We start from the raw sequence: 26,463 nt of genomic DNA on the forward strand, positions 1-26,463 counted from the left end.
TCTTTCACGCTTAGTCATAATGTCACCTGTTTTAGTATCGAGATGATCATACATCACCTCTTAATCAGGTGGCCAAATTCACTATGCCACTACAGAAATACACTCTGCGATGGTGTCTGGAAACAAAAGTTAGATTCGTTTCCTTTGCCAGATATTAGGGTTTTAGAATGAGCTGATGTCAGCGAAATGTCACAAGTTAATCGCGGTATCTAAAGCTTATTTTTTATTTTTGAACAATGGGTTAGAAAATAGACTACAACAGACTAACCTACCGTGTGTTCTGCATCTTTTAAATTGAACATGATCTTTCTTTGTTTCGAATCGACGTCTTTAACTAACACGTGCACTTTAGTCCCTAAAGTAAACGTGGTGCTCTGGCTGGAAATTTTTTGTTTGACTGCATCAAATTCGAACTCACCATTTTGGAAACTTGATAAAGGAATGAGACCTTCGATTCGGTTTTCCTCTAACTCAACAAATACCCCGAAGTGTGTGACCCCAGACACTGTCCCCGTGAAGTGTTGCCCAATAAATGGCTTCATGTAATGACATTTCAGTGCTGACTCAACCTCTCGGCTCACTTCATCTGCCTGACGAGATTGATGCGAACAGTGCACACTCAGTTGCTCGATCACTTTTGTATCGTAAGGGTAGTTGTTCGCAGCACCTGTCAATTGACGAATAGGTTTTAGTTTCATGAGCAGACTGCGTAGCTTGCCTGTTTTTTGCTCTCGAAGTTTAGCGCGAATGGCGCGGTGAACGAGTAAATCTGGGTAACGACGAATTGGCGAAGTAAAGTGTGCGTATGCGTCATAGGCTAAACCGAAGTGACCCATATTCTTCGGCGAATACTCGGCTTGACTCTGAGAACGTAGCAGTAGGGTACGAATCACATCACACTCATCTAAATCTCGTACTTGTTCCAGTAATGCGTTGTAGTCATGAGAAGTTGGTTTATCACCACCCGCAAGCGTTAGCCCTTTGTCTGCAAGCATCATTCTTAATGAAGACAGTTTTTTCATCTGAGGACCAGAGTGCACGCGGTATAAGCTCGGTATTTTTTGTTGCTGCAAAAATTGAGCAGTGGCAACGTTGGCACACAGCATGAATTCTTCGATCATTCGGTGGGCATCATTTCGAACTACCGGAACGATGGACGCGATTTTCTTTTTATTGTTTAACGTGAATGAAAGCTCTTGCGTGTCAAAATCAATGGCACCACGGACTTGACGTTGACCAGATAGGTTCAAATACAAGCGATGGAGATTCACCAGATGCTGTTTAATGTTTTGTTTTGGGGTCTTACCTTGGTATTTTTTTGCTTCCGTTGATTGGGAAACAATGCGGTAAGCTTCGTTATAAGTTAAACGAGCATGCGAGTGAATGATCCCTTCAGAAAACTCTGAATCTAGCATGTTACCTTCGTCGTCAAAGGTCATCTCACATACCATAACCAATCGGTCTTCATTCGGGTTAAGCGAGCACAAACCGTTAGATAATGTTTCTGGTAGCATTGGCACAACGTATCCGGGGAAGTAAACGGACGTTGCACGAGATTGCGCCTCAAGATCTAAATGGTCGTTTGGCTGAACGTAGTGAGATACGTCTGCAATCGCAACGAATAACTTCCAATGCCCATTGTCCATTTGGTATGCGTAAACGGCATCATCAAAGTCTTTCGCGTCGTCCCCATCGATAGTGACGAACGGTAAATCTCGATAATCCACTCGTGACGTTTTGTCTTTTTCTTCTACGTGATTGCCAAATGCGGAAGCAGCGTGAAGAACTTCATCATCCCAATGGTCATTGATGCCATGTCGACGTAACGCCAATTTAACTTCAATCCCTGCTTCTCCCGGACGCCCTAATACTTCAGCCACTTCAACTGTTGTTGATTGTCTGTGATCTGGATAGGCAGTGACTTTACAATGAACGAGTTTACCGGCACTTTTGGTGATAAGATCATTTGGTGTGACATGAATGGTTTGAGTCAGTTTCGCGCTTTCTGGCACTAGATAGAAGTTCGAACCTTTTCTCTTTAACAAGCCTACGATGTGGGTTGTTTTTCGTTCCACTATTTTGATGAAACGATGATTTGAGCGTCCTTGATGCTGAGCATTGCCTTTCAGAACCAGTACGATATCGCCATCAAACACATGAGTAAGTTGGTGTTTAGGTAAGAAAAGGTCTTTTTCATTACTGTCGTAAGTGACAAAACCAAAGCCGTCTGCGTGAATGCTGACCTTTCCAGAAACCAAAGCGGTTTGATCGACTTTCTTATAACCACGGCGATGCGTGAAAATCAACTGGCCATCGCGCTCCATAGCGCGTAAACGTTTTTTTAAAGCGTCTTTTTGTGGTTTCTCATCTAAGCCAGTAGAGCGAGAAATTTGCTCGTGACTTAAGTGATTTTTAACTTTATCGAATAGGCTAAGGATAACGTCTCGGCTAGGGATAATGTGCTCGTAATTATTAGAATTTATTGATTGTGCGGATATATTTAATTTCATTTTTTTCTCTTATATTCGCCAATCGCTTTTATTTTATAAACTTTATTTATATGAGCAAAGCATGAGGCGAAGTGATTCAGATATGAATCAGATTAACTTAATTCCAAACTGGAATTGCAAGATAGGTAGTGTGATTACCTAAAGATGTATACCAAAGTGACTTTATTGAAAGTGATTAATGACGGTGTGGGAGAGGTAAGTGATTTGGGTATATAAACTTAGATAGAGAATAGTAAGGGCGGTAATAAGTGGAAGGGGATGGTGGCACCAACAACGTTGATGCCACACAAAGAATTACAGTGCAGTTACTTCAGCAGCTTGTAAACCTTTGTTACCTTGTTCAACAACGAACGATACTTTTTGGCCTTCAGTAAGAGTTTTGAAGCCTTCAGAAACAATAGAACGGAAGTGAACGAATACGTCATCACCGCCATTGTCTTGAGAAATAAAACCAAAACCTTTAGTTTCGTTGAACCATTTTACTGAACCAGTTAATTTATTAGACATAGATACCTCTATATTTGATTGTTTTAAATATTGAATTTTTAGCTAATATCAAGTGCTACTATATGATTTTAGAGATAACTATTTTGTCGCAGGAACGTAAACGAGGAATTCGATGTGGAACTGAGAGAAACTTTGATCTTTAATTACATTAATAGCTCTTTCCGTAAGAGCTGATGTGCAGTATACCGACAAAATTAATAAAGGCTAGCCTTTTCTTTTTTTATTTTTTAAGTACACCAAGCGCATTGCATTCAAAGCATACGCTTGGTGTATAAGACGTCATGGTGTTATAGATGGTGCGGAGCGCTTAGTGTTTTCTGGTTGGGCCGTTACGAACGATGTCTTTACCATTGTCATATACGTGCTGCGAAACCCAGCGGCCAAGGAGCAATTGGTGCTTTTCTCCTAATACGGCAACAAATGGACGGCCATCGGTATTAGAGGTGGCTAGCGCAACGCCAGTGACACCTTCAAGACCCAGAGCGCCGCTTTCTACTAAATGCAGAAATGCCTCTAACTCTTCAATCGTTTCGATTACATGGTTATCAATATTCATTGTATTCAATCTCTTCGAATTGCATTGCGGTCGCGTACTCTACCTAAGTTAAGCGTGGAAACCAAGTTTCTGCGTGAGTCATGTAATGAGAGAGCCTTGTCCTGCCATTAATTATCAATGGTTAGTCTCGATAGTCCGGAACTTGTCTAGATTCAATAAAGTGAAAACCCTCGCTGGTTAGACATGAGTCACATAATGTTGTCTGGCTTATGTCAACAATACTTTTGTTATTGGATGGGGTGAAGGGGAGTGCAATAATTTGTGAAACTCTTTTCCTAAAGGCTGTTATGAAGAAAGTCCTGATTACCGGTTTTGAACCTTTTGGTGGTGACGCCATTAACCCCGCCTTAGAAGCGGTCAAGCGATTAGAGGCTGCGGCAATAGAAGATGCCATGATCGTTACTTGCCCAGTTCCTGTGATTCGGTATGAGTCAGTGAATACCGTTATTGATGCAATAGAAGCGCACCAACCAGATTGTGTGATTACCGTTGGGCAAGCGGCTGGACGTGGCGCGATCACCCCAGAGCGTGTCGCAATTAATGTGGATGATTTTCGTATTCCAGATAACGCTGGTCATCAGCCGATTGATGATCCCGTAGTGGCTGACGGCCCAGATGCTTACTTCTCGACGCTGCCGATAAAGCGTATTGTTCAAACGCTGCAAAAGCAGGGGATACCTAGCCAGATTTCCAACAGTGCCGGAACATTTGTATGTAACCACCTTTTTTATGGCATCCAACATTATCTAAAAGACAAACCTATTCGTCATGGGTTTGTTCATATCCCATTATTGCCAGAACAAGCAGCAGATGGCAGTCAGCCTTCCATGTCTCTGGAGATGATAGTCGAAGGGCTAAGGCTGGTGGCTCAAGTTTGTATTGCCAATGAAAACGACATATTGGTCAGCGGCGGGTCGATTTGCTAGTAAGTGTTTTACAGTCCACTAAGTGTATGAAAGCTAGTAATAAGTTCATCGTTTGATGTTGTAATAAATGTTAGCTTTGTCAAATTTCACAAGTAGCGAAAGGAGTAGCATTGAATAGTCAGGTTGGATGTTGTTCAAACTGGCACTCCCCTAATACAGGAGGTGTTAGGGGCTACCCTTACGAAAGGCGAGTTATCATGAAAAGCAACAAAAGTAAGTCTATCGCACTTATCTCTGTCGTTGTTTTCGCATTGGCTATCGCTGCGCTTAAATTCGAAAACACGCTCGGAGTTCTTCCCATCGTAGTCGCTATTATCGCGTTTTTTACCTGCGTCATTTACACCAGTATGTATCTTTCTGATATGAAGCGTTCAGAGTTGATAAGTCACTCTGATCACTCTCAAAAAATGTGTACCCACGCATCACGCAATGAGCTTGATGAGCGCGATAAAAAGCGTTGAAGCGAGTCACATTCTCCGTATACTTTGCTGGAGCATTAATGCACTAACGTGTCGGAGATAAGCATGTCAAATCGAGTACCAACCAACATACTGACCGGATTTTTGGGTGTCGGTAAAACGACCACGATTTTAAATCTACTGAAGAACAAACCGGAAAACGAAAACTGGGCGGTTTTGGTCAATGAATTTGGTGAGATTGGCATCGATGGTGCATTGATGACAGACCAAGGTGCGCTGATTAAAGAAGTGCCGGGTGGCTGTATGTGTTGCACGGCGGGCGTGCCAATGTCGGTCGGTATTACCGCGTTACTGCGCCAAAAACCGGACCGTTTATTGATTGAGCCGACAGGCCTTGGTCATCCAAAACAGGTTATCGCGACGCTTACCTCAGAACAGTATGAACCTTACGTTGATCTAAAAGCGACGATCGCTCTGGTTGATCCGCGTAACTTAAGTGATGAAAAGTACCTTTCTAACCAAAATTTCGTGGACCAGTTAGACAGCGCAGACGTGGTTATAGGCAGTAAGGTTGACCTTTGTACCAGTCACGACATTGATGTGTTTAATGACTGGGTGACGGACCAATCTCCCTCAAAAGTATTCAGTAAGCTTATTCATGACGGTGAGTTACCGATAGAAATCTTGGATATCGAACGGGTTTACGGCAGCGCTTCTTCCCATATCGAGTCACACCATCATGACCATGCTCACCAAGAGCCTCAATTCCAGTTGCCGCCAGGTGAAACCTTTGTGCGTAAAGAGAACAAAGGGCAAGGGTATTTTAGCTGCGGGTGGTTGTTTGGGGCAGAGTACACGTTTGATTTTGATAAACTTTTCTCAATGCTTTCGGACTTAACGGCGGAACGCGTTAAAGCGGTGGTCAACACGGATCAGGGGTGCTACGCGTTTAATGTTGCCAACCGAGTCGTGTCGGTGAATGAAATCAGCTTAGAAGGGTTTGAATCACGATTAGAAGTGATAGATTCTCAGCTGTTGCCATGGGATGAACTTGAGCAAATTCTCCTTCAGCTGTCTGGCATTAAGCGTTAAATCGAACAAATATTAAACGGAAACGGTGAGCCTGCAATCTGTCTGCGTTCGCCGTTTTTGCTTTTGTAGCGTTTCAATGAGAAAAGTGAGATAAATCACTCAAATTCGGGTATAGTGCACGGCTAAATTTTTAAAGCTATTTTTAGTGGTTTGTTTAAGGAATACGCTCAATGTCATTTTCATCTCAAGGTTTTGCGCCAGAAGTGGTTAAAGCACTGGCAGAATGCGGTTATGAAAAGTTAACGCCAATTCAACAGAAGGCGATTCCAATGGCTCGCAAAGGCCATGATATTTTCGCTACAGCACAAACAGGTACTGGTAAAACGGCTGCGTTTTCTCTGCCTATGATTCAGCAGTTGTTAGACAGTAACCGTAGCGCTTCTCGTAAGACTGCTCGTGCACTTATCTTGGCTCCAACTCGCGAGCTTGCTGAACAAATTGCTGACAACATCAAAGCTTATACGAAGTACACCAATCTGTCGGTGGCGGCGATTTTCGGTGGCCGTAAAATGTCTTCTCAGGTTGCGGCACTGGAAAATGGTGTTGATATCCTTGTGGCTACACCTGGTCGATTGGAAGAACACATCGAACAAGGTAATGTCTCGGTGGCACACTTAGAGTTTTTGGTGTTTGATGAAGCAGACCGTATCTTGGATATGGGTTTTATTCATGCAGTTCGTAAGATCATGCTGGATGTGGATACAGATCCGCAAATCATGATGTTTTCGGCAACGACTTCAAGCCAGCTAAATCTGTTAGCGAAAGACATTCTGCGTAAACCAAAACGTATCGAAGTAGAGCGTGCAAATACTACGGCACAAACAGTTGCTCACGTGCTATATCCAGTTGATCAAGAGCGAAAAACGGAACTGCTTTCAGAGCTAATTGGTCGCAAAAACTGGAAACAAGTGTTGGTATTTGTGAACTATAAAGAGACCGCAAACGAAGTGGTAAAAGAGCTGAAACTTGATGGTATCAAAGCGGTGGTTTGTCATGGTGACCGTGCTCAAAGTGCTCGTCGTCGTGCGCTAGAAGAGTTTAAGTCCGGTAAAGCACGTGTCATGGTGGCTACCGATGTCGCTGCTCGAGGTCTAGATATTGAAGACTTACCTCACGTTGTGAACTATGACATGCCTTTCCTAGCGGAAGATTACGTTCACCGAATTGGTCGTACGGGCCGTGCAGGTAAACAAGGTCATGCTGTTTCATTTGTAAACCGAGATGAAGAGCTCACGGTGGTTCAGGTTGAAAATCTAATCCAGCAACGCATTCGCCGTATTGAGCTTGCAGGCTATGAACCAAAACAGCGTGAATCTTACATTGAAAAGCTGCACTCAAAACCAGCATTCAAGAATCGTCAAGGTCGTCGTAATAATCCGAACCAGTCAGCAACAGACCAAGGGTCGGCAGAGCGTCGTCTTGCTATGGTGAAGCGCCTGAAAGCGCGTCGTGGCGCAAAGTAAATTACATCAGTTTGTGATGAAAAGAGCCCCTCAATTGAGGGGCTCTTTTTGTTTGCCGTTTCGTGTTAATTTAGGCCAAGCATATTGGGTTCACCACGATAAATAATGCGATCGTTTCCTCGGTGAATACCAAACGTAACAATGACGGGTGGGTTTTCCTCTTCACTTGTAGAGCTATCCCAGTCGTATTTCAGCCAAGGGATGCGATTGCCTGAGCTGTCTAAATCTAGGTGGAATTGTATTTGCTCGCGCGCTGAGTCAATTTGGCTTGCAACGATATCGGTCATTCTGCCAATACTCATCGTTCCAACGCCAGAAAGCAGGGCGTTGTTTGCTGGCGCATGCGACCAAATTGGCGTGCTGAAGTAATATTCACCATTCGCCGTTGTTGAGCTGTCATCGAAGTTAGTCGTAAATCGACCGTTTTGCCAAATTTCCACATCAAGTGGCACTTTGATCACCATGCCTTGGTTGCCACCCACATCTTGAAAGTTCAAACGACCGAATCGAATGTCCGGTTGTTGAGTGAGCACTTCGCTGTTATCAAAGAAATTTACCTCATCAACGGCTTTAGTCGTGACTATACCTATTTTGCTGCTGTCACTGTTAGTCCCATTATTAAATGGACCATCAGGGTATTGTTTATCGGTTGTGTTCTTTTTCCAACATGGGCTATTGTTACAAGTCGCATTGGTCGAGGGCTTCTCGATCACAAACGTTCCAACACTCGCGTTACCCAGTAGTTTCCAGTCTACCTTCTTAGGCTTAGGCGGCAAAAACCGTTCGGAGTATGAGCTTAGTTCGCCTAAGTCGAAATGTTGTTGAAGGTTAGATGAAAAGTGGACGTAGTTCTTCACGTTTTCCTTATTCGCATTGAGTGCGACAACATCGTAAGTGACTTTCTCAAAAGGTTGATTCATGTAAGCAAAAGTTTGGCCATGTGGGTAGTGCCATTCTTGGTCTTGCACTTGAAAATATTTTGGGTAAAAACGACCGATGTAACGATAGCCTTCGTTAACAGTCATACCTAGATATTTACTTTCTAGGTTTGTTTTTACTCTCAAGCTCCCGACTTCTTCCCAATATAATCCATTAAAGACGAATTGATCATTCTTGGCTGAATTATGCGCCTGAGCCAGTGAGTCACTACTTTTTAGCAATTTCGAGGTTTGGTTCGCTGTCTCTGATGGCGTATGTTGCTCACTCGACAAGACAACGGATGCTGCTGGAGCGTCATCAAGCATAAAATTACGGGTGATAGAGGCATCACAATAACGTGCTGATTCAACAGAACCACTTACAGAGCCGTCAGTTTGCCAAATGATCGGCTTCACTGTTAGAGAGAAAAATTCTCCGGCGGCAATAAACCCATCTCCTTGTTCAGAGGTGCCAGAAGGCAAAGCACGTTGGTTGTCACAGATAGCCAGTGTCCATGGTCGCGAGTACACATTAAATGTTCCTTTCACTTCCACTTTGCCTTCTTCTGGGCACTCTTCAAATCCCTCACATTCAAAATGATCGGACAATGTCACTTCAAATATGCCGGACTCGTTCGTGATAAGACCATGTTCAGACAAGCCGTCTTTAAATTCCGCTGAATAGCTAAAGTTTCCTTCACTTCCTCCTAATGGTTGAACCAATGGATGAAAAACCTTAGGAGTACCATTGTAGTTGCTTGCCACTACAGGTTCGCCGGTGGAGGCACAAGCCAGCAATCGCGTATGCACGTTTTCTGGTTTACCTGCAATAACGCGTATTTCATTTAAAGTGGCGCTTTTCGTCTTTGAGTAGGCCTCAAACATAAATGGCGTAAACATAAAGCTAACCGTTTGATGCTTGCTGGTGTCTTCTGCCATAGTGAAAGTCAGCGTGTAGTTAGTACCTAACGCGATGGTATCAATATCGTTCGGGACCACTCGAACAACGAGCTCACCATTGTCGTCAGACATAAATTGGTTTGCTTTTAATGTCTGCTGACCTTTGATCACCTCTAAAGTGAACAAGTCAGGGTGTGATAGGGCAGCACTGACTTCTGCGCTTACAACTTCTCCATTATTGGTTGTTGTTGCTGTAAATTGCGGAAGATCGTCGCCGCACATCAGTGCCATATCGTCCGATGGTGTGACGCTTAGGTCGAAGTCGTTCTCTGATGGAGGTTGCATGCTGCAATTCGGAACATCTTGAGGGGTGATCGGACAGACCTGAGAGGAGTAGTGACAATCAGTGTCGTCTAATCCACAGTATTGCGTGTATTTGTTGTCTTGTGCTTTCGTTTGTGCACTTCCTGGCGTTTGTTGGATTTCACCACAAACTTGACTTGGCTGATTTGGAGCGTTGTTGAAGTTCAATGTTTGGAAGTATTTAATTGCTGTAGTAGAGCCATAGAACGAACCGTTCAATGCGGCAGATGCTCCTTTAGTCTCAGTAGTGCCGTAGATCTCCATGTCATCAATAAGCAGAGAACTGTGCGCCACAATGTCACCGACGACGAAATGTCGTTGGAAAGGGTTCTTCGTCTTGAGATGCAATTGATGGCCTTTTGATTCAATGGTGCCACAAACGTTAGCGTTGAATATATCGTTCGTACTGTGAGTCAAAATGTCACCAATAATGGTGTTGTACTCACCATCAATATGAAGGGCCTCACCTGTTAGCTCTATATCCCCATCGATGAGAACGTTATTCAGCTTTGTTGGGTAAGCCGATAGAAGATCACCATAGATAACCGTGTGCTTGTTTTGGTAATCGTCAATGCTTGAAGCTTTCTCATTGTTAACCGTTAATCCGGTAGCGAGTGCGTGTAGAGAGATACGCTTATTGGGTTCACCAATCGTATTGTTCCCCTCTAACACAATGCCATGAGCTGCTTCTAGCGTTATCTCTTTTTCCGGTAATGAGGAGACAATTTTGTCACCTGCGGGTAGGACTAGTTTCCCTGTACAGTGATAAGTCGTACCATCACTTCCGATACTAAAGCTCTTGTGTGAGCAAAGTTGACCTAACTCAGATAGATCTTTGACGTCATAAGTGGTGGCGTGTGAGGCTAGCGGTAAAACAAGAACCGCAGCGAAAATACTGCAAAGACGCATCATCAAATGTCCTAAAAAAGTGGAACAAGATGGCATCAAGCGAGCGTGAGCAAATGCTCACAGAAGTTGAAATGTCGGCGGTGTTTTTGGTTTTTAATCCGCTTACTTATTGAACTTTGGCTATTTTTATTTCGTATGTCATACCAAAGCTTAGTGGCGTTATTAGAGCGTAAGTATGAGATTAGTTCAATAGCTAAGTGTGACATGAGTCGCTTTATTCATGTAACTATTTGTTGGTAAAAGATAATAATTAACCATGTTGATTCAGAATCAGTAGCTTGAGCGTCCTGATTCTGAACCGAACTTAATCCTAGGCTGCGTGAACAATGAGTGGGGCCATTTGATATAACTCTTCTAGTATGGCTTTCGTTTGTCTCGAATAGACCAGACGATCGCGATCGCCAACGAGTTGAATGGCTCTGACTTTACCTGCAACCAGGCATTGCCTAATGGTGCGTAGAACCATTTGGATATCAATTTCTGAGGTACCATCAAGGCTGTTTTTGGTTTTTAGGGAGCCAAGGTCGATACTGAGGATTATTTGGTCGCAATGGTCGAGGTAATTGCCGATCAACTGCTTTACATTATTGCGATGACGAAAAGAAAACTCTTTATCGGTTACCCAGTCACAACCTTGATCCTCCGCGTATTCCCACGTTTCTTGCTTTGTATCTTGTTCGCTAACACCAGCAAAAAATAATCGCACGTTTTGATAGCGAGAAAGAGCAAAATGGAATGCGGAGCCTAAACGTGGTTCAAGTGTCGGCTTCAAGTTCATGTCATGTCCAATATTTACCACACCCACTTCTTCTCGATAAGACACGACCACAGGTAACATGGACAAGATTGCCTCGGTACAGTTAGTTACTAAAACAGGAATTGAGTGGCGAGAAAGCGAAAGGCTTAACGCTTCCTGAAACTCGCCATTTTCCAGCTTGTCGTGGTTGAAGTGACCAAAGTTTTCAGCGGTTTCATGATCATGCTGTTGGTATAGCCAATCACTAGCATTTTCCAAACTTTGATCAGCTAATTCAAACGCGCCCTTAGACATGGGTGGCAAATACTCACACACTGTCATAAAAGAAAAAGGGTAATGCTGCGGCTGTTTCACGGTGTGGTGGAGTTTATAGCGTTTGAAAAAGCTTAACATGATGAATTACCTTTCTGGTGGTAGTGCCCTTGCCGCTTGCAACACATGCAAAATAATGCGCTGCTTATCCTTTTCGACTCGGTGGGCCGGAGCCATCACCGAGACCGCGCCGATCAGTTTGCTTCCTTTCATCACTGGTGCACTGATGCCAGAAACACCCGGGTCAATTTCTGAAGTACTGACGGCATATCCGTGTTTACGGATGGTTGTGAGCTCTTGTTCCCATTCGTCTCGTCGGTGATCTTGATTAAAGTATCTCAAGATTTTCTCGCATCGACTTTGAGGCATAAAAGCGAGCATCACTTTAGATGAGGCACCACGTAGCAGAGGTTGACTTTGACCCTGGACGAAGCTGCAACGCAGCGCCTGCATACTTTCTTTTTGTCTGACACAAAGCGCGCGATACCCTGCAGGTACCATATAAGCGGCCATTTCCCCTGTTTGTTGTACCAACCGAGCCAGTATGGTTTCGACCATATCTAAACCATGCTGTGAGGTCTCATAGCTATGCATGAGCAGCAATGCTGCCGGGCCAACGACAAATGTCTTGTCGTGTACGCTTTCTTCAATCAAGTTCCACTCTTTGAGCAGCTTCAAGTGTCGGTAGAGACTGCTCAAAGGAACGTTCAATTGCTCGCTTAGCGTTTTCGCAGAGACTGGGAATGGACTAACTGCAACTTGCATTAACAACTGCAGTGCTTTTTCGTTTACCTGGTTCGCATTAGCTTTGTTTGTCGTCATGAGAGTGTTGTAACGTGTTATATGAATTACGACAAATATAATTCTTAATCACTGAGAAAAGAAAAATAATTTTAATGGGTAATTCTCGTAGAGTGAGAATTTGACGACTGAGGGCTTACCTCGGTACCGATAGGCTCAAAAATGATGTCGTATTGACGTCTCAGGTTTGAGTCGTTTGATGCTAAATTGGAACAGGAGGGATTAAGGCATTGTTTAGTTTGCGGTATTACCAAGTGTTTCGCATACTGAGTTAATCTAAATAAATAATATTATAAACGAGAGTTGCTAGTGGGTATCAGAATCCAGATACCATCTCAGTAAATCGGTTTTATAAAAGGTTACTTTTATATGCTGAATAAGGCGCTTTTTAAAAAAGCCATCATTTTTTTGTTGCCCATTCCTTTGATTGTTGGCGAGGTCTTGTATTTAGCTCGTGAAAGCGTGCAAAACAACCTCAATCATCTATTAGAAAAAAACGTTCAAATCGCAGACGAAATTTTATTCCAAATAGAGACCGAAAACCGCACGGCTTTGTTGCATCCTAGACGATGTGAAGAGCTTCAGCAAAACTTGATGTTTGAACGAGATATCGAAGAAATGCTGATTGTAAAAGATGGGATCATTACGTGTTCTTCTAAACTGGGCGTAATTTCTAAGCCGTTAGCCGAGCACATTACATTTCCTGAGGGACAAGCGTTAGCACTGGGAAACGTGGATAGCGTATATGACCAATTTTTGCTCGTCGTGACCGAAGGAGAGCGAGGTTATCAAGCGGTGACGATTATTGATCATGACTACTTTAATGCGAAGATAGGATTTAATAACGATTTACGCTTAAAACGCTCTGCCTTATTTATTCATGACCAAGTTGCACCTGAAGAAGCGTTGAGAACGGGAAGTAATCCTATTGGCATCAAATCGTCGCAAATGTTTGAATATGAAGCTTTGAGTGAAGCTAGTGATCTATTTGTCAAACAAAGAACACTTTCCTATTTTTTGTATTCAATTCCAATCATTTTTGTTATCTATCTTTGCTTATATGCGTTAAATAAATTTATCGATCCTCATCGAAGCTTGGTTCTGGATTTAAAGAAAGCCATAAAGAAAGGCGAGTTGACTCTGTATTACCAGCCCCAGATTAACGTCGATACTGGTCAACTATTTGGTTTTGAAGCCCTAGTGCGATGGGAGCATCAGAATAAAGGGTTCATTTCTCCTGATGAGTTTGTACCAGCGGCGGAGCAAAGTGGATTGGTCTTTTTGCTCACGGATTACGTTCTCGGTAAAGCGGCAGAAGACTTTAGTAAATTAGACTTTAATCACTCTGTTCACCTTGGTATTAATGTGCCGCCCGGTTACTTAGTTGGGCCAAACGCGATTAGAAAGATTCAACTCATTGACAGGAAGTTAAGTCGAAATAACGTCTCATTAGGCATAGAGATAACAGAACGTCAACTCATTGATGCTGAAGCCAGAAAGTGTATCGCAGCGCTGCGAGTACATGGCATTGATGTGTTAATCGACGATTTTGGTACCGGTCAAACCTCGCTGGCGTTTCTGCAGCACATGCGTATTGATTACCTAAAAATCGATAAATGTTTTGTCGAAACTATTGGTATACCTAGCCTTAGTGCTTCTGTTTTAAAAGCTATTGTTCACTTTGCGGAAGAGCTAAAAGTACAACTCATCGCTGAAGGTGTAGAAACAACGGCGCAAGCCGACCATTTGAAAAAGATGGGAGTGCGATATCATCAAGGATATTTTTACTCCAAGCCTTTACCTTATGAGCAACTTGCTCAGCGAAGTCATTATGATTGGTAAATGTTAGCCCGATAACATTGGTCATTGTCATCAAAAACAAACTCTAACTCATTCTTGATGCTATCCAAGCGGTCTTCTTGGTAATGAGATACATACAATAGCTGGCTTAAATTCTCTCGGGCGATGAGCTCAAGTGTATTCTTAACTAAACGTCTACCCAAAAAATCTAACCCTTGATATGGCTCGTCCAAAATCAGTAATGTTGGTTGTTTAACGATGGCTCTTGCAATCAACAACAGGCGCTGCTGACCGTACTCTAATTGCTTGAATGAGGTTTTTCGGTATTGGCTCATATGTAGGATGTCGAGCCATTCGTTTGCGATGTCCACTTCTTTACGAGTGGGTTGGTTATACAACCCTATGGAGTCGTAAAAACCGGACAAAATCACGTCTAGCGCACTGCAGTTAACGCGGTATTGAAGGTGTAACGCTGAAGATACCATGCCTATGTGCTGCTTAATTTCCCAGATTGTCTCGCCAGACCCTCGCTTTTTACCAAAAATATCAATGTCATTGCTGTAGCACTGAGGATGATCACCAAAGATTAACCCAAGCAAGGTGCTCTTCCCACAGCCATTTGGGCCTTTGACCTGCCAATGCTGACCTTTGTCTATTCGCCAGTTTAAGTCAGTAAAGATCTTCTTATCAGTGTATTCAACAGACCCATTTGTTAGTTTAAATATTGGGTTGTCGAAGTGTGTCGAGTGCTGATGCTGACGTATCAAGTTCATCATTTCTTCACTCTGTTGCTCGGACTGAGATTTAATTTGTTCAATGATTGGATGATTATCCCAACTGGATTTATCCATCGTACTGTCCAGCTTTCCTGCACTGAAAAGCGCAACGCGATCAATCCACTCAGGTATATCAGACTCGCGAGAAAACGTGACCAGCAGCTGTACGGTTTGAGAAAGCGAGTGTAAATAGTGAGCGAGAGCTGCTCGATGGGCAATATCTAAACCAGTAAATGGGTTATCTAGCAGTAATAAATCAGGCTGTGTTGCTAAAGCGCGAGCTAGCATCACTCGTCTTGTTTCCCCTGTAGAGAGAACACGAAAGCCACTGTGTTTAAGGTGAGTTAGGTCGAGGTCGGTAATCAGTTGATCTATTAAATTAGCGTCTTGGCTGTGCTCCTGAATGAGTGAGTAAACGGTACTGCCTTGATCGATACGATCAAGAAAGTCTGTATCGTCCTTTTCTAATTCTCTTTCCAGTAATCGCTGTTGCTCTGATAACGACACTTGAGCAACGGACAGCCCATCAAGCTCAAGTTTCCCGCTTATTGGTGAAAGTTCACCACAAATAAGGTCTCCAAGTAGAGCTCCAATATCCCCATCCGCGCTGAATATTCCCCAAGATTGCTGAGTGTCTATTTTCCAATCGTCAATAAATAGGTGAGCCGTGTTCCCTTGAGCGGCAAGCTGACTAAAACGAATAGTCATATGTTTGTCTTCCTTGTTTTCGTTGTAATCGTGTATTTATAACAATTTACGAACTCAGTAAGGAAGCGCTTTTGTGTATTAATTTTAATCAATGCAGCATCTTGTGAGCACTCAAGGGTAGTGCTATTTGAGAGTGAAACCGCCACTATGTTTGCAGGTAATAAATTGACCTATCAGTAATTTTATTGAATTTTACAATGAGCTTATCATTATGCGCATAAATGTTATGCTGCTACACTCATACTTGCCGTTTATTTAATTAATCAATGTAAGGACACATGTTTATGAGTGAAACGGAATATGATTACCCTTCGAGTTACAGCCTAGTTTCTATCACCGATACGTCCAGCTATATCAAATATGCCAGTGAAAACTTTAATGAAGTCGCGGGGTTTGATGATGGTGAACTTATCGGTAAGCCTCACAATGTTGTACGCCACCCCGACATGCCGAAACAGGCTTTTAAAGATTTATGGACGCACCTAAAAGCCGGAAAACACTGGATGGGAATGGTGAAAAACCGACGTAAAAACGGAGGGTATTATTGGGTTGATGCGTTTGCTTCTCCTATCAAATCCAATGGTGAAGTTGTTGAATACCAATCGGTTCGATTTAAACCTGAGCGTATACACGTTCAACGAGCGGAAAAAGCGTATTCAAAACTTCGGAATAACGGTAAACCATTGCAAATGTATCTTCCCCGTACGCGTTTGTGGATGAGAGCAGCCTTCTTTCTTTTCATTTCCAACCTTCTTGGCTTGCTAACTCTACAAATGAACCAATCACCAGCGGTGGCCTTTGGCATTGCTGCATTACTTTCCGTTTTCTCAATTTATGTATTAACAAGGCCAGTTGAGAAGCTTGCTAGACAGGCTAGGCAAGACTTCAACAATCCGCTAATGGAGTATATTTATTGCGGAAAAATTAACGATCTGGCTGAAATTGAGCTGGGTATGAAGATGCGTAAGCAATTTGCAGATGCGCTATTAGGGCGAGTCGGGGTGTCTGTAAAAGACTCTTGCGAAGAAACGCGTGCAAGTGCCAACAGTGCTGCGACTAATAGCCAGCAAGTGACGGAAAACTTGAGTGCACAGAAAGTAGAGATCGACTCGGTCGCTACAGCGGTCAACGAGATGCAAGCCTCATCATCTGAGATATCAAATAATGCTCAAGCGACTGCCGATGCTACGCTCGAAGCGCAGAACACGATGACAGATAGCCGTAGCGTTATCGATAATGTTAACCACTCGGTACTAGAGCTGGTGGATGAGCTCGGCGAAATCTCTAAAGTGGTCATGCGTTTGAACCAACAAACCGAGCAAATAGGAACCGTTGTTGAAGTGATCAATGATATTGCTGAACAAACCAACTTATTAGCGTTGAATGCAGCAATTGAAGCGGCGAGGGCAGGCGAACAAGGGAGAGGGTTTGCAGTCGTTGCGGATGAAGTGAGAACCCTTGCTAAAAGAACACAGGAATCGACAACAGAAATTAAAGCGGCCATTGAAGGAATTCAAAAGGGCAGTAAATCAGCGGTTTCTGCGCTAGAGAAAGGCAATGACATGTCGACCGGAACGGTAACATTGTTAGGCACGGCTTTAGAGAGCATCCAACAGCTGCAATCTCTCGTTCAGGATGTAGTCGAGCGAAATCAACAAATTGCGGTAGCGATAGAAGAACAGGTTTACGTAACGGATGAGATTAACGAAAACATCCAGTCGCTTAACTTAAAGTACAGTGAATCGTATGATCTGATGACAGAAACGAATCAGATGAACTCTAAAGTGCAAAGTTGTACCAATGACCTATCTGAAATGATTAAGAAGTTTGCTTAAACACTAGAAAATAGAAATAAAGAGCCCGCTAATTTTTAGCGGGCTCTTTATTGGAATGTGGTGAAGTTCTGGGGCCGTATACGACTAGGGGTTCGAACCTCCGTCATTTTACAAGCACTAAAACGACGAAAGCTCGCAATAAATGCGAGCTTTCTAAATAAGTGGCGGGCTACATGGGACGAATATGGGAACTGGAAACTGGTGGTTGACTACTGATACCGCATCAACTTCAGGGTGTAGATCAGATGAAAAATCTAACTATTCGAACACATTTAAAGCAAAGGGGTAAGCTATCTAAAAGCTTACCCCCGGAAATTAGATGTACGGAGTCTGCACTACATAGCGTGTGAGCTGCTCTTGGCAGCACTAGTTGGTAGTAACCGACTAGTGATACATGTGTATTCGAAGCGCGTCGCCCGTACACAAGAACACTAACTGACTAATATGGACTTCGCAATTCTTTTTTCATTAAAACCTGCGCTAAGTTGTTCTCTTTCCAAGTAAAGAACCACTCTTTAGACTTCAAAAACTCAACAACCTTTTTCTTAGATGGTTTTATATCAAGTCTATCAGATAACATATCTATCAAACGATATTTAAACTCGTCAGAGAAGAAAGGGTTACTGAAGCTATCAAAGATTAAACAAGTCAGCTCTGTAGATTGTACAATCGAACCTACTTCGCTCGCTTCAAGCTTTCGTAAAACTTCATTCTGCAAGAAATCGGTTACTTCGCTACGATTATTTCCGTTGAACCATGACAATACCATTATTTGAAAGTAACCTAACGGCATTTTATTTTGTTGAATTTCATCTTCGTCAACTTGCTTAATATCGAACAGATCTAATAACATACTTTGCTTGATTGGGTAATCTTGAAAATTTGTCTTTATAGAAATCAGAAGATTCAGAGTTTCAATACTATTAGCTTTACCTTTATCTTTCATTTTACTCAGAAGGAGTATTGATTCGTCGTATATTTTTTTTCTAATGACATCCTTAAACTCAGCAGAAGCCCGTTCAGTCAAACCATTGAGCGCTACAACAAGTTGAGTAATTATATATGTCGTTCTAACTCTAATGTCCATGCTATAGATGAAGAATGATATCTCTAATGCAAATAAGCACAACTTAGTAATTCTATCTGTTTCTCTATCATCAATCGCTTTTGTTACTCTTTCATCTTCAATTAACCTAAATAGTCTCCGACGTATTTCACCGAGAGCATAACCTGTGAGACCTTCATAAGTTACTTCGTTTACTTTTACTAGCCTCTTTAAATCTCTAATAAACAGATTAGATTTCCTAGATGGATTTATAGATGAGATGAATTTGATGTCATCTGGTTCAGAACTATCATCGCTAATAAGACTGAAGTACTCATTTACAAGCTTTTTACAGTCCATTTTTGCTATCGTCAAACCTGTGATAAATGGAACTTCATGATGTTGAGTTTTCGATTCATTTATAAATAACTTATACTTCTCTAGTTCATCTACGACGACTTCCATTATCATTGATGAAACGGATAAATTCTTTGTGTACAAAAAGTAATCATCGACATATCTTCTGATAGTGTAATCTGATTCGAAATATAATTCATGATCATCCTTCAATCTGCTAATTATATTTAGATCTATGTGTTGAAGTATAACCTCAGCATAAATCCTAGAAAATTCAGGCCCAACTAATATCCCGCTAGACTCTAACTCATTAGAGTCTTCCATTAGCTTTCTAAACTGTAGATCAAATGAAAAAAAATCAGAGTACTTTTTAGAAAAATCTTTACCTTTAACTGCCCAGCTAAACGTTGGGGTGTAAATATTATGAAAACACTTTGAAATATCAAATTTAGTAAGATGACTAAACTTCTTTTCAATTCGATGTGATTCATAAGAATCATAATATTTATATAAGAAATTATATTTCTTATAGGTAAAATAAGAGCTAGCATAAACAGAAGTAGTCTCAAATGCATCTTTTTCAGTTTCTACGCCGCTGTCTTTATCTAACATTGAGAATGAAGCGAGTTCTTTTTCATAGTATCTTGACGCGACCTTATTAGGTGCTCTTAAACTTATAGGGCTTCTGCTACATAATTCAGTAATTAGAGAGTCATACTCACCATATAGTTTAGTGATTTTTCTTTGTATCGATGGATGAGGAACAGATAGTAATCGTTTACTCTTTGAATTTTTACTAATTCTATAATTGTATGGGGTAGTGTAATCATCCATACAAAAAAAGTGTTCAACAAACCTTTTAACACTAGCGTCTATTTTGCAAAAATGTTTACTCTTTTTATCCTGACTTCTAAGGTAAAAATAAGCTCCCTCATTCAGAAAGGTGATAGGCACTTCATAAGGAAGAGTATCAGTTAACATAACCCTAAGATGATCATGTTTATCTATTTTTACTTTGGACATTACCAACACCTTTTAATGTTTCTGCTTTCTTTCCGATTGAATGAGTTCATAACTCTTTGATTAAAACCAAAGTAAAATGAAAGCTTCTTGATTTGAATTAATCTATTACCATTAGCCTTTTTATCATAGTTATTAATATGATTTATAGCTTCTCTAACACTACCTTGATTAGAGTTAATAAGTTTATGGTAGTATTTATCAAGTTCTTTAACTTGAGTACTATCATTTATCAAAGGGTAATTGTAATATATTCCTGACTTCAGTCTTGTTCTATCTATATCTCCAATAATATACTGGTTACCTGTTAGAAATTTCAAACGAGATAAAAGTAATTTGAAGTTTCTATTTCTAGCATAAGAAGAAAATGAACGTCTTACTCTATATTTTATTTTATTTATCTTTTTCTCGCTAATTATCACCTTAACGATTCTGTTTTTGTGTTGATTATTCTTATGAATTTCACTGGAAGATATTATTTCGTAACCTAGATAATCAAGTTTAGAATTAGACTGTTTTTTGCAGTTTAAATCTATTAGTTTGGTTTTATCATTAAAATGTAACTCAGGTGAATTTCTACGAAGTATTCCTTCTAATTCTGAAAGGAGTTGTTCTGAGTCTCCAGTGAACATAATTAGTATATCATCGACAAATCTAGCATAGTAGTAAACATTAGATAGCTTCTTAACTTCACGATCAAATGGACGGATTCTTATTTCCGATAGAGTTGAACTTAAAGACATACCTCTAGGTAAACCAGTAAGTCCTATACTACTCAAATGTTCATCCCAGCATTTTAAAATACACCTGTTTTGGTGGGATAACAACCACTCATTAATTACATACTGTAATACTTTTTCTCTATCTATTGATTCATAGAACTCTTTGATATCTAATCGGAGAACTTTTATAGGTTGAGTATCTTTTAATAAAGAAATAACCTGCTTAACAATAGAATGCCTATCCGCTGTATTTATTTTAAATAGCCTTCTAATGTTATCGTTGAGTTTCTTACATACTATTTCGTCTTCAGCGCAATTAAAGTCATATGTGTCCTTACCCATTAAAGTAAAAGATTTAAATTTATCAAATGAATAATTCTCTCTATCTAATTTTTTTTCTATTTTTTCAAAGGTATCATCAAAGAAAACATCAAATGACTGAGATGGACTCCATTTGTGCCAAATGTTTGATGATATGTTTTTTACGTTACTTTTACTGAACGATTGATCTAACATTTTAAAAATCCTTTTCAACCTTAGCTACTAAATAGTTGTAATATACTTCAGATTCTAGAAGACTTAAAAAGTGATAAGATCTAACCATAAATACTCTAGAAATAAAAAATATAAAGATAGAAAGTAAGATTGAAGAGTGTATAGGGTAACTGAAAAATGAAAATGTAAAGATAATGAAAGAAAAGTTTCTATAAAAACCAAACCTTGCCAGAAATACATCTATATTATTATTTTTGCAGTTCTGTAGTACAAATGCTTTGCAAAAGCGGAACATGGTTTTTTCAGACACAATTTCAGGAACTATTATCCTTACTTTAGCTTTTAGTTCAGGCTGATCTCTAGGAGTTCGTTTCTCTATTCGATAAATTAAGTCCTGTATATGACAAAACTTATTTGATAATGCATCAATGAGCATTCCTAACAAAAGCAAAAGGACAGGTAGCGTAATAACAAGAACAGTAGTGAATTTCGAAAGTAACTCTAAAGTTTTGACCTTATCAAAATCTATGTATAGAGATATTGGATAGGCAGATATTAGAAGTGTTGCTAGTCCTATGGATAGATTATTGAATATATCCCACAAGCTTAATTTTCCATTGTCAAACATTAGCTAACCATCTGATAAGTTGAGACTTAAACAGAAGACCATATAGCGTTTGTTATTAAGATGCTGTGATCTGAGGCATATATGTGTCTATCGGCTTATCAATTACCTTGGAGTGAGACACGTTAGAACACGGGTAGAAGCGTTGGTTAGCTTCCAGTGATTCGTAATCAAGCATCTAAAGAGGTTTGTTGATAGAGACCCGTCTACTGTTCCAGCAAAAAGCTTGCAGGGACTACATGAAGTAGGACTTTGAGTATTTATATACTAGTCAAATTTGAGTGCAAGATTTGTTCATTGGTATGACAAGGAACCTATTACAGGCTGGCACTAACCAATTGTTAACAAAAACACCCAATCCAATACACTAGTTATCGTTCATTTTTATAGATTAATTTCTTCTTAAATTAATATTTCAATAGTTATTTGTAATATAAAAGTTAAGTATTTTACATTTGTTGTTGCAATATAATGCCATTATTTCAAATTCCTGTTTTTAAATGTGGAAATATAATGACCGATAAAAGATTATTACCTATTATTATCAGTCTGATGAAAGTTAAGTTTATAACAGATTTGTCTTTAATTAATTTTTGCCATTATTATACCACGCTAATAATAATTTTTATTAACTTAAAGGTCGGTTTGATAATCTAGTTAAATTGTACTTTATTATAAAGTGTTCTAGTAATCGTCACCGAGTGGTGCTTATGAATAAAAAAATATTAACGAAAATGGTATCGTTGAAATTGAAGTGAATATGGATTTTATTCCAGATGCTTTTATTGACAATTTACTACAAACAATTTTATTGACAAATGATAAATACTGTCGTGAAGGAGGTTTGTAATGGAATGTGTTGCATATCTTAGAGTCTCATCATATAGCCAAAAAGAAAAAGGAGATTCTATTGATGGACAAAGAAACTCTATAACAGAATGGATAGAGAATAGAGGAGATAATATCATAAAATGGTACATTGATGGTGGTGCAAGTGCATATAAAGGAAGAAGGAATAACTTTGAATTAATGCTGCATGAACTTGAGAGTGACATAATTAAGGCCGATGGGTTGATCGTTTATTCGCTGTCAAGATTTAGTAGGAATTTGCTGGCCCAACTCGAAGCTACCAAAGTATTACAAAAAAAAGGAATACATTTAGTCTCCGCTACCGAAGCTTTACCTAAAAGTTATGAAGATAGCTATGTAATGTCGTCAATCTTAGGTTTGATGAATGAACATTATAGTATGCAAAATGGGAAAGTTGTTAGAGATAGACTCAAGGATACAGCGATGAAAGGCTACTTTACAGGTGGGCCAATTCCCTTTGGTTATCATTCTGTTACAGTCTCCGGTGTAACTTCTAAGTGTAGGAGAAAGCTACAGATACTAGAAGAAGAAGCTGAAATAGTAATAGAAATATTCAACTTGCCTGAAAAAGGAATTAATGGCAAACCGCTTGGAGTAAAATCTATAGCTGAGATGTTGAATAAAAGGAAGTGTTATAGGAGAGGAACAAAGTGGAACCGTAACTCTGTATGTAGAGTTTTGAAGAATAGATCTTACATTGGTGAGTTTATTTATAACTCTAGAGATAGTGAGCCAATTGTAGTGAACATACCAAACATTATAACTAAGGATCAGTTTTATAATGTTCAAGCAGGCTTGAAATCACGAGACATCTTTTCTTTTGAATCTCGAAGAATTAGGTCTAAGTGTCTATTGACAGGATTACTAAAGTGCGGTGTTTGCGGTGCAAGTATGGTTGTTACAAGCGGTAAAAGTGGTAAGTACAGCTATTACCAATGCAGCAAGCAAGTTAGACATGCGCCAGACTCGTGGACCTCTAAAAGAATAAGAAGAGACAAAGCAGAACTTTTAGTTAAGGATAAATTTATGAATGAATTGTTGTCAGAAGCTCACCTGAAAACAATACATTGTCAGGCGAAGCAACGCCTTAAGGAGACTAGTAAACTGTTATCGGCTGATAAAACAAAGCTTTCCAAAAGAATAAGCAATTTGGAAACGCGTTACTCGCGTCTAATCACGATGGTTGCCGACGGTGACTTAGTTCCTGATGTACGAATCAACAAGACTATAACTGATCTATCTACTCAATTAGATGTTCTTGAAGCAGAAATGGCAAAATTGGCAGTGAGAATAAACCTTCCAGTGAAAAACTTTGGAGAAGCTAGGTTGGTAGAGGTCGCCGCAGCCGTGCAGAAGCACTTGCAACAGATAGATAATGAGGCATTAAAACAACTAATGCTTGCTACAGTCACGAGTGTGAAGGTGGTAGAGGCCACAAAAAAGCTGATATTTGAAGGGTCTAATATGGCTGTTTTATATTTAATTGCAAACGCAAAAACGGGAACCAATTTCTCGGTTCCCGCTTTCATCACAAAGTGGCGGAGAGATAGGGATTTGAACCCTAGATACGCTATTAACGTATGCCGGTTTTCAAGACCGGTGCTTTCAACCACTCAGCCATCTCTCCGTTGCGGAACGTATAATAGGGAGCATAGTCCGACTTGTAAAGTGCTGAATTATAATAGAAGTACTGTTTGCTCGTTTTATAGTCGCTGATGTGATGTTAAACAGTTTGAAAATGGGGTGAAAAAGAGACAAATAGTAGCAATTTATAGAGTTTTTACTTTATCTTGGCGTAAGTCAATAAAATGGTGTTTTATTGTTATCTTTATGATATTTAAGAAATAACTTGCTTTTAGGGTACATGTGTTCGCCCGAAAGTATTTGCAAGACTTTGTGAACTAATTCAAAATTAACTGGTATAGCCAGTTGTGCTTAAATTTTTTAAGGGTGTTTATGAAGGTCACAAATCTATTTAAAGACAAAGTTGATGCGATTTCTGCTCATCAATCCGAGTTTATGAATTGGATGTCTCCAACGTTACGCGATTATTGGAGTGACTTTTTGGGAAAAGCTCAGAATAGCTTTCTTTTCTCAAAAGTTCGTGATCACCAACAGCCAGCTGTTAACGAAGAGGTTGCGCCTCAACCTGCACCAATCGTAATGGCACCTGAGGCTCAAAAGCTGTATGACGAGTTAAGTGAAAAAATTGGTGAAGTGATTCACACTGGTGACTGGGTGCATGTATCTCAAGAACGTATCAATCAATTTGGTGCGGTAACGGAAGACATGCAGTGGATTCACACAGATCCAGAACGTGCGTCAGTTGAATCTCCATTTAAGACAACCATCGCTCATGGCTTTTTAACATTAGCATTGTTGCCTAAATTGACTGACTCAGTGGACCCTGATAAGCCAATGTTCCCAACAGCCAAAATGGTCGTTAACTTAGGCTTAAACCAAGTTCGTTTCCCTTACCCTGTTAAAGCAGGAAACAATGTTCGTGCTGTCAGCACGTTAACAAAAGTAACGCCGATCAAAAAAGGTTTGGAGATCGAGCGTGAAATTAAAGTGGAAATCGAAGGTATTCGTCGACCTGGTGCTGTTGTCGTTTCTGTTATTCAACTGCATTTCTAATTCCAGAGCCAGATAGAAAACATATGAAAAGAGAGCATTAATATGCTCTCTTTTTGGTTTTATTGATTAAAGCTTTTTACTGGAGTGTAACCGGAATCAGCAATCGCTTTTTGTCCTTGTTCTGAGCGAAGGAAGGTGACGAATCCTTTACCTGGTTCGCTAATCTTATTGACTTTGTAGAGTACTAGGAATGGCCGCGCCAATTTATACTTGTGATTGCTAATGTTTGCCGAAGTTGGGTCAATACCATCTAATTGAATCGCTTTTATTGAGCGATCTACTGATCCCACAGAAATAAACCCAATTGCACGAGTATTATGGTTCACGATGGTTTTTACCATGCTGTTGCTATTTACAACCAAGTTGTTCGGGCTGATATCTGAGACGAGGCGATCATTTACGATTTTGGTTAGTCCTAGCAGACTTTCAAAACTGTAGCGTGAGCCTGAAGATGCCTCTCTCGTGACAACAGCGATAGGTTGATCTGCACCACCAACCTCTTTCCAATTCTTGATTTTACCTTTGTAGATATCAAACAGTTGTTGTTGGGAAAGGTTTTTTACAGAGTTTGTACGGTTTACAACAACAGCTAGGCCATCATAAGCGATAGGATATACGTTGAGATCTTCACCTTTTTCGCTTTCTGTCAGATAGCGAGAGCTCATCCCAATCTCGGCTACGCCTTTATTAACCATTGTAATACCCGCACTAGAACCAATACCTTGAACTGCAATGTAATCGTCCGGGTGTGTTTTGTTGTATTCCTCTGCAAGTACATCCATTACGCGAGCAACCGAGGTTGACCCAGAGATATTAATTTCTTTTGCAATGGCGGGGAGGGAGACTGCTATGGCCAATAACGTCGCCACAGTAAAACGTAACATATTAAACTCCATATACGGTATAAAGCAGCGTTTATGATATTGCGTTCAGGTTACACTTTTGTGAACTGTCGGGTCTAAACAAGGGAATTCTTTCTAACCAAGAGGTGATGTAGGTAGCGTTTCCAAGCAGAGTGAGATGATAATCTGAGTAAATGAGAATATAGCCACCCTTTGTTTGAGGTAGGCAGATAATCACCATCGGTGGTGGTGTAAAGGTTATATACTAGGATCGACAGCTCTAACTATCATCCATCGGG

The 26,463-nt window shown here is 40.4% G+C and carries 18 protein-coding genes, 1 tRNA gene and 1 pseudogene; 8 read left to right on the top strand and 12 right to left on the bottom strand.

The features are described 5' to 3' along the window. Positions 1–263: 263 nt before the first annotated feature. The 3 genes from rnr to B7360_RS12290 all read right to left on the bottom strand — a co-directional run bounded on the left by rnr (position 264) and on the right by B7360_RS12290 (position 3,573). Positions 264–2,510, bottom strand: a complete 2,247-nt coding sequence (rnr, locus tag B7360_RS12280; protein ID WP_048625223.1) for a ribonuclease R — start codon at positions 2,508–2,510, stop codon at positions 264–266. A 294-nt stretch (positions 2,511–2,804) separates the two neighbouring features. After that, positions 2,805–3,017 (bottom strand): cold-shock protein, encoded by a 213-nt coding sequence (locus B7360_RS12285; protein WP_005375644.1) that lies wholly within the window; start codon positions 3,015–3,017, stop codon positions 2,805–2,807. 307 nt (positions 3,018–3,324) lie between these two features. Next, positions 3,325–3,573 (bottom strand): hypothetical protein, encoded by a 249-nt coding sequence (locus B7360_RS12290; RefSeq protein ID WP_005375646.1) that lies wholly within the window; start codon positions 3,571–3,573, stop codon positions 3,325–3,327. Positions 3,574–3,860: 287 nt separating this feature from the next. Between B7360_RS12290 and pcp the strand changes: the two genes are divergently transcribed. The 4 genes from pcp (at position 3,861) to B7360_RS12310 (ending at position 7,473) form a co-directional block, all read left to right on the top strand. Further along, a complete protein-coding gene (gene pcp, locus B7360_RS12295) occupies positions 3,861–4,499 on the top strand; it encodes a pyroglutamyl-peptidase I (RefSeq protein WP_085343607.1) in 639 nt (212 codons plus the stop codon). Between the two features lie 197 nt (positions 4,500–4,696). Continuing rightward, entirely contained in the window at positions 4,697–4,960 is a 264-nt protein-coding gene (locus tag B7360_RS12300; RefSeq protein ID WP_005391057.1) for a hypothetical protein, read from the top strand. A gap of 63 nt (positions 4,961–5,023) precedes the next feature. Further along, the gene (locus B7360_RS12305) at positions 5,024–6,010 is read left to right on the top strand and encodes a GTP-binding protein (RefSeq protein ID WP_085343608.1); all 987 of its coding nucleotides are present in this window, start codon (positions 5,024–5,026) and stop codon (positions 6,008–6,010) included. Between the two features lie 170 nt (positions 6,011–6,180). Beyond that, a complete protein-coding gene (locus B7360_RS12310) occupies positions 6,181–7,473 on the top strand; it encodes a DEAD/DEAH box helicase (protein ID WP_005386186.1) in 1,293 nt (430 codons plus the stop codon). 65 nt (positions 7,474–7,538) lie between these two features. Here B7360_RS12310 and B7360_RS12315 read toward each other — a convergent pair whose 3' ends face one another. The 3 genes from B7360_RS12315 to B7360_RS12325 all read right to left on the bottom strand — a co-directional run bounded on the left by B7360_RS12315 (position 7,539) and on the right by B7360_RS12325 (position 12,453). Beyond that, positions 7,539–10,565 (bottom strand): DUF6701 domain-containing protein, encoded by a 3,027-nt coding sequence (locus B7360_RS12315; protein WP_085343609.1) that lies wholly within the window; start codon positions 10,563–10,565, stop codon positions 7,539–7,541. 307 nt (positions 10,566–10,872) lie between these two features. After that, positions 10,873–11,712, bottom strand: a complete 840-nt coding sequence (locus B7360_RS12320) for an arginase family protein (RefSeq protein WP_054868275.1) — start codon at positions 11,710–11,712, stop codon at positions 10,873–10,875. Between the two features lie 6 nt (positions 11,713–11,718). After that, complete coding sequence (locus B7360_RS12325; RefSeq protein WP_085343610.1) at positions 11,719–12,453, bottom strand: IclR family transcriptional regulator; 735 nt, start codon at positions 12,451–12,453, stop codon at positions 11,719–11,721. A gap of 348 nt (positions 12,454–12,801) precedes the next feature. Between B7360_RS12325 and B7360_RS12330 the strand changes: the two genes are divergently transcribed. Beyond that, positions 12,802–14,274, top strand: a complete 1,473-nt coding sequence (locus tag B7360_RS12330; protein ID WP_085343611.1) for an EAL domain-containing protein — start codon at positions 12,802–12,804, stop codon at positions 14,272–14,274. On the opposite strand, the gene modF is transcribed toward B7360_RS12330, so the two are convergent. Further along, complete coding sequence (modF, locus tag B7360_RS12335; protein WP_085343612.1) at positions 14,262–15,716, bottom strand: molybdate ABC transporter ATP-binding protein ModF; 1,455 nt, start codon at positions 15,714–15,716, stop codon at positions 14,262–14,264. The genes B7360_RS12330 and modF overlap by 13 nt on opposite strands. 284 nt (positions 15,717–16,000) lie before the next feature. Between modF and B7360_RS12340 the strand changes: the two genes are divergently transcribed. Then, on the top strand, positions 16,001–17,551 hold the full coding sequence (locus tag B7360_RS12340) for a PAS domain-containing methyl-accepting chemotaxis protein (RefSeq protein ID WP_085343613.1): 1,551 nt from the start codon (positions 16,001–16,003) through the stop codon (positions 17,549–17,551). Positions 17,552–17,990: 439 nt separating this feature from the next. On the opposite strand, the gene drt3b is transcribed toward B7360_RS12340, so the two are convergent. The 3 genes from drt3b to B7360_RS12355 are packed head-to-tail and all read right to left on the bottom strand — an operon-like array spanning position 17,991 to position 21,818. Next, positions 17,991–19,976, bottom strand: coding sequence for an antiviral reverse transcriptase Drt3b (gene drt3b, locus B7360_RS12345; RefSeq protein ID WP_085343614.1), 1,986 nt, complete (start codon positions 19,974–19,976; stop codon positions 17,991–17,993). Next, positions 19,976–21,211, bottom strand: a complete 1,236-nt coding sequence (drt3a, locus tag B7360_RS12350) for an antiviral reverse transcriptase Drt3a (protein ID WP_085343615.1) — start codon at positions 21,209–21,211, stop codon at positions 19,976–19,978. Before drt3a ends, drt3b begins: the two co-directional genes overlap by 1 nt. A 1-nt stretch (position 21,212) precedes the next feature. Continuing rightward, complete coding sequence (locus tag B7360_RS12355) at positions 21,213–21,818, bottom strand: hypothetical protein (RefSeq protein ID WP_085343616.1); 606 nt, start codon at positions 21,816–21,818, stop codon at positions 21,213–21,215. A gap of 846 nt (positions 21,819–22,664) precedes the next feature. On the opposite strand from B7360_RS12355, the pseudogene B7360_RS25380 reads away from it, so the two are divergent. After that, positions 22,665–23,648 (top strand): annotated as a pseudogene (locus B7360_RS25380) (recombinase family protein); the annotation flags it as partial. A 573-nt stretch (positions 23,649–24,221) separates the two neighbouring features. On the opposite strand, the gene B7360_RS12370 reads toward B7360_RS25380, so the two are convergent. Further along, positions 24,222–24,312 (bottom strand) — tRNA-Ser (locus tag B7360_RS12370). A gap of 329 nt (positions 24,313–24,641) precedes the next feature. On the opposite strand from B7360_RS12370, the gene B7360_RS12375 reads away from it, so the two are divergent. Next, on the top strand, positions 24,642–25,322 hold the full coding sequence (locus B7360_RS12375; RefSeq protein WP_005391037.1) for a MaoC family dehydratase: 681 nt from the start codon (positions 24,642–24,644) through the stop codon (positions 25,320–25,322). 59 nt (positions 25,323–25,381) lie between these two features. Here B7360_RS12375 and B7360_RS12380 read toward each other — a convergent pair whose 3' ends face one another. After that, positions 25,382–26,206 carry a phosphate ABC transporter substrate-binding protein gene (locus B7360_RS12380; protein WP_085343617.1) on the bottom strand — a complete coding sequence of 275 codons (825 nt, stop codon included), beginning with the start codon at positions 26,204–26,206 and terminating at the stop codon, positions 25,382–25,384. Positions 26,207–26,463: the final 257 nt, after the last annotated feature.

Source organism: Vibrio sp. ArtGut-C1 (assembly GCF_002105475.1).
Lineage (GTDB): Bacteria > Pseudomonadota > Gammaproteobacteria > Enterobacterales > Vibrionaceae > Vibrio > Vibrio diabolicus.

What these genes read in the sequence shown, in the direction of transcription:
- B7360_RS12315 (WP_085343609.1), bottom strand. Translation starts at nt 10,565, where the DNA reads ATGATGCGTCTTTGCAGTATTTTCGCTGCGGTTCTTGTTTTACCGCTA.
- B7360_RS12320 (WP_054868275.1), bottom strand. Translation starts at nt 11,712, where the DNA reads ATGTTAAGCTTTTTCAAACGCTATAAACTCCACCACACCGTGAAACAG.
- B7360_RS12290 (WP_005375646.1), bottom strand. Translation starts at nt 3,573, where the DNA reads ATGAATATTGATAACCATGTAATCGAAACGATTGAAGAGTTAGAGGCA.
- pcp (WP_085343607.1), top strand. Translation starts at nt 3,861, where the DNA reads ATGAAGAAAGTCCTGATTACCGGTTTTGAACCTTTTGGTGGTGACGCC.
- B7360_RS12375 (WP_005391037.1), top strand. Translation starts at nt 24,642, where the DNA reads ATGAAGGTCACAAATCTATTTAAAGACAAAGTTGATGCGATTTCTGCT.
- drt3b (WP_085343614.1), bottom strand. Translation starts at nt 19,976, where the DNA reads ATGTCCAAAGTAAAAATAGATAAACATGATCATCTTAGGGTTATGTTA.
- B7360_RS12380 (WP_085343617.1), bottom strand. Translation starts at nt 26,206, where the DNA reads ATGTTACGTTTTACTGTGGCGACGTTATTGGCCATAGCAGTCTCCCTC.
- drt3a (WP_085343615.1), bottom strand. Translation starts at nt 21,211, where the DNA reads ATGTTAGATCAATCGTTCAGTAAAAGTAACGTAAAAAACATATCATCA.
- B7360_RS12355 (WP_085343616.1), bottom strand. Translation starts at nt 21,818, where the DNA reads ATGTTTGACAATGGAAAATTAAGCTTGTGGGATATATTCAATAATCTA.
- B7360_RS12300 (WP_005391057.1), top strand. Translation starts at nt 4,697, where the DNA reads ATGAAAAGCAACAAAAGTAAGTCTATCGCACTTATCTCTGTCGTTGTT.
- B7360_RS12285 (WP_005375644.1), bottom strand. Translation starts at nt 3,017, where the DNA reads ATGTCTAATAAATTAACTGGTTCAGTAAAATGGTTCAACGAAACTAAA.
- B7360_RS12310 (WP_005386186.1), top strand. Translation starts at nt 6,181, where the DNA reads ATGTCATTTTCATCTCAAGGTTTTGCGCCAGAAGTGGTTAAAGCACTG.
- B7360_RS12325 (WP_085343610.1), bottom strand. Translation starts at nt 12,453, where the DNA reads ATGACGACAAACAAAGCTAATGCGAACCAGGTAAACGAAAAAGCACTG.
- B7360_RS12330 (WP_085343611.1), top strand. Translation starts at nt 12,802, where the DNA reads ATGCTGAATAAGGCGCTTTTTAAAAAAGCCATCATTTTTTTGTTGCCC.
- B7360_RS12305 (WP_085343608.1), top strand. Translation starts at nt 5,024, where the DNA reads ATGTCAAATCGAGTACCAACCAACATACTGACCGGATTTTTGGGTGTC.
- rnr (WP_048625223.1), bottom strand. Translation starts at nt 2,510, where the DNA reads ATGAAATTAAATATATCCGCACAATCAATAAATTCTAATAATTACGAG.
- modF (WP_085343612.1), bottom strand. Translation starts at nt 15,716, where the DNA reads ATGACTATTCGTTTTAGTCAGCTTGCCGCTCAAGGGAACACGGCTCAC.
- B7360_RS12340 (WP_085343613.1), top strand. Translation starts at nt 16,001, where the DNA reads ATGAGTGAAACGGAATATGATTACCCTTCGAGTTACAGCCTAGTTTCT.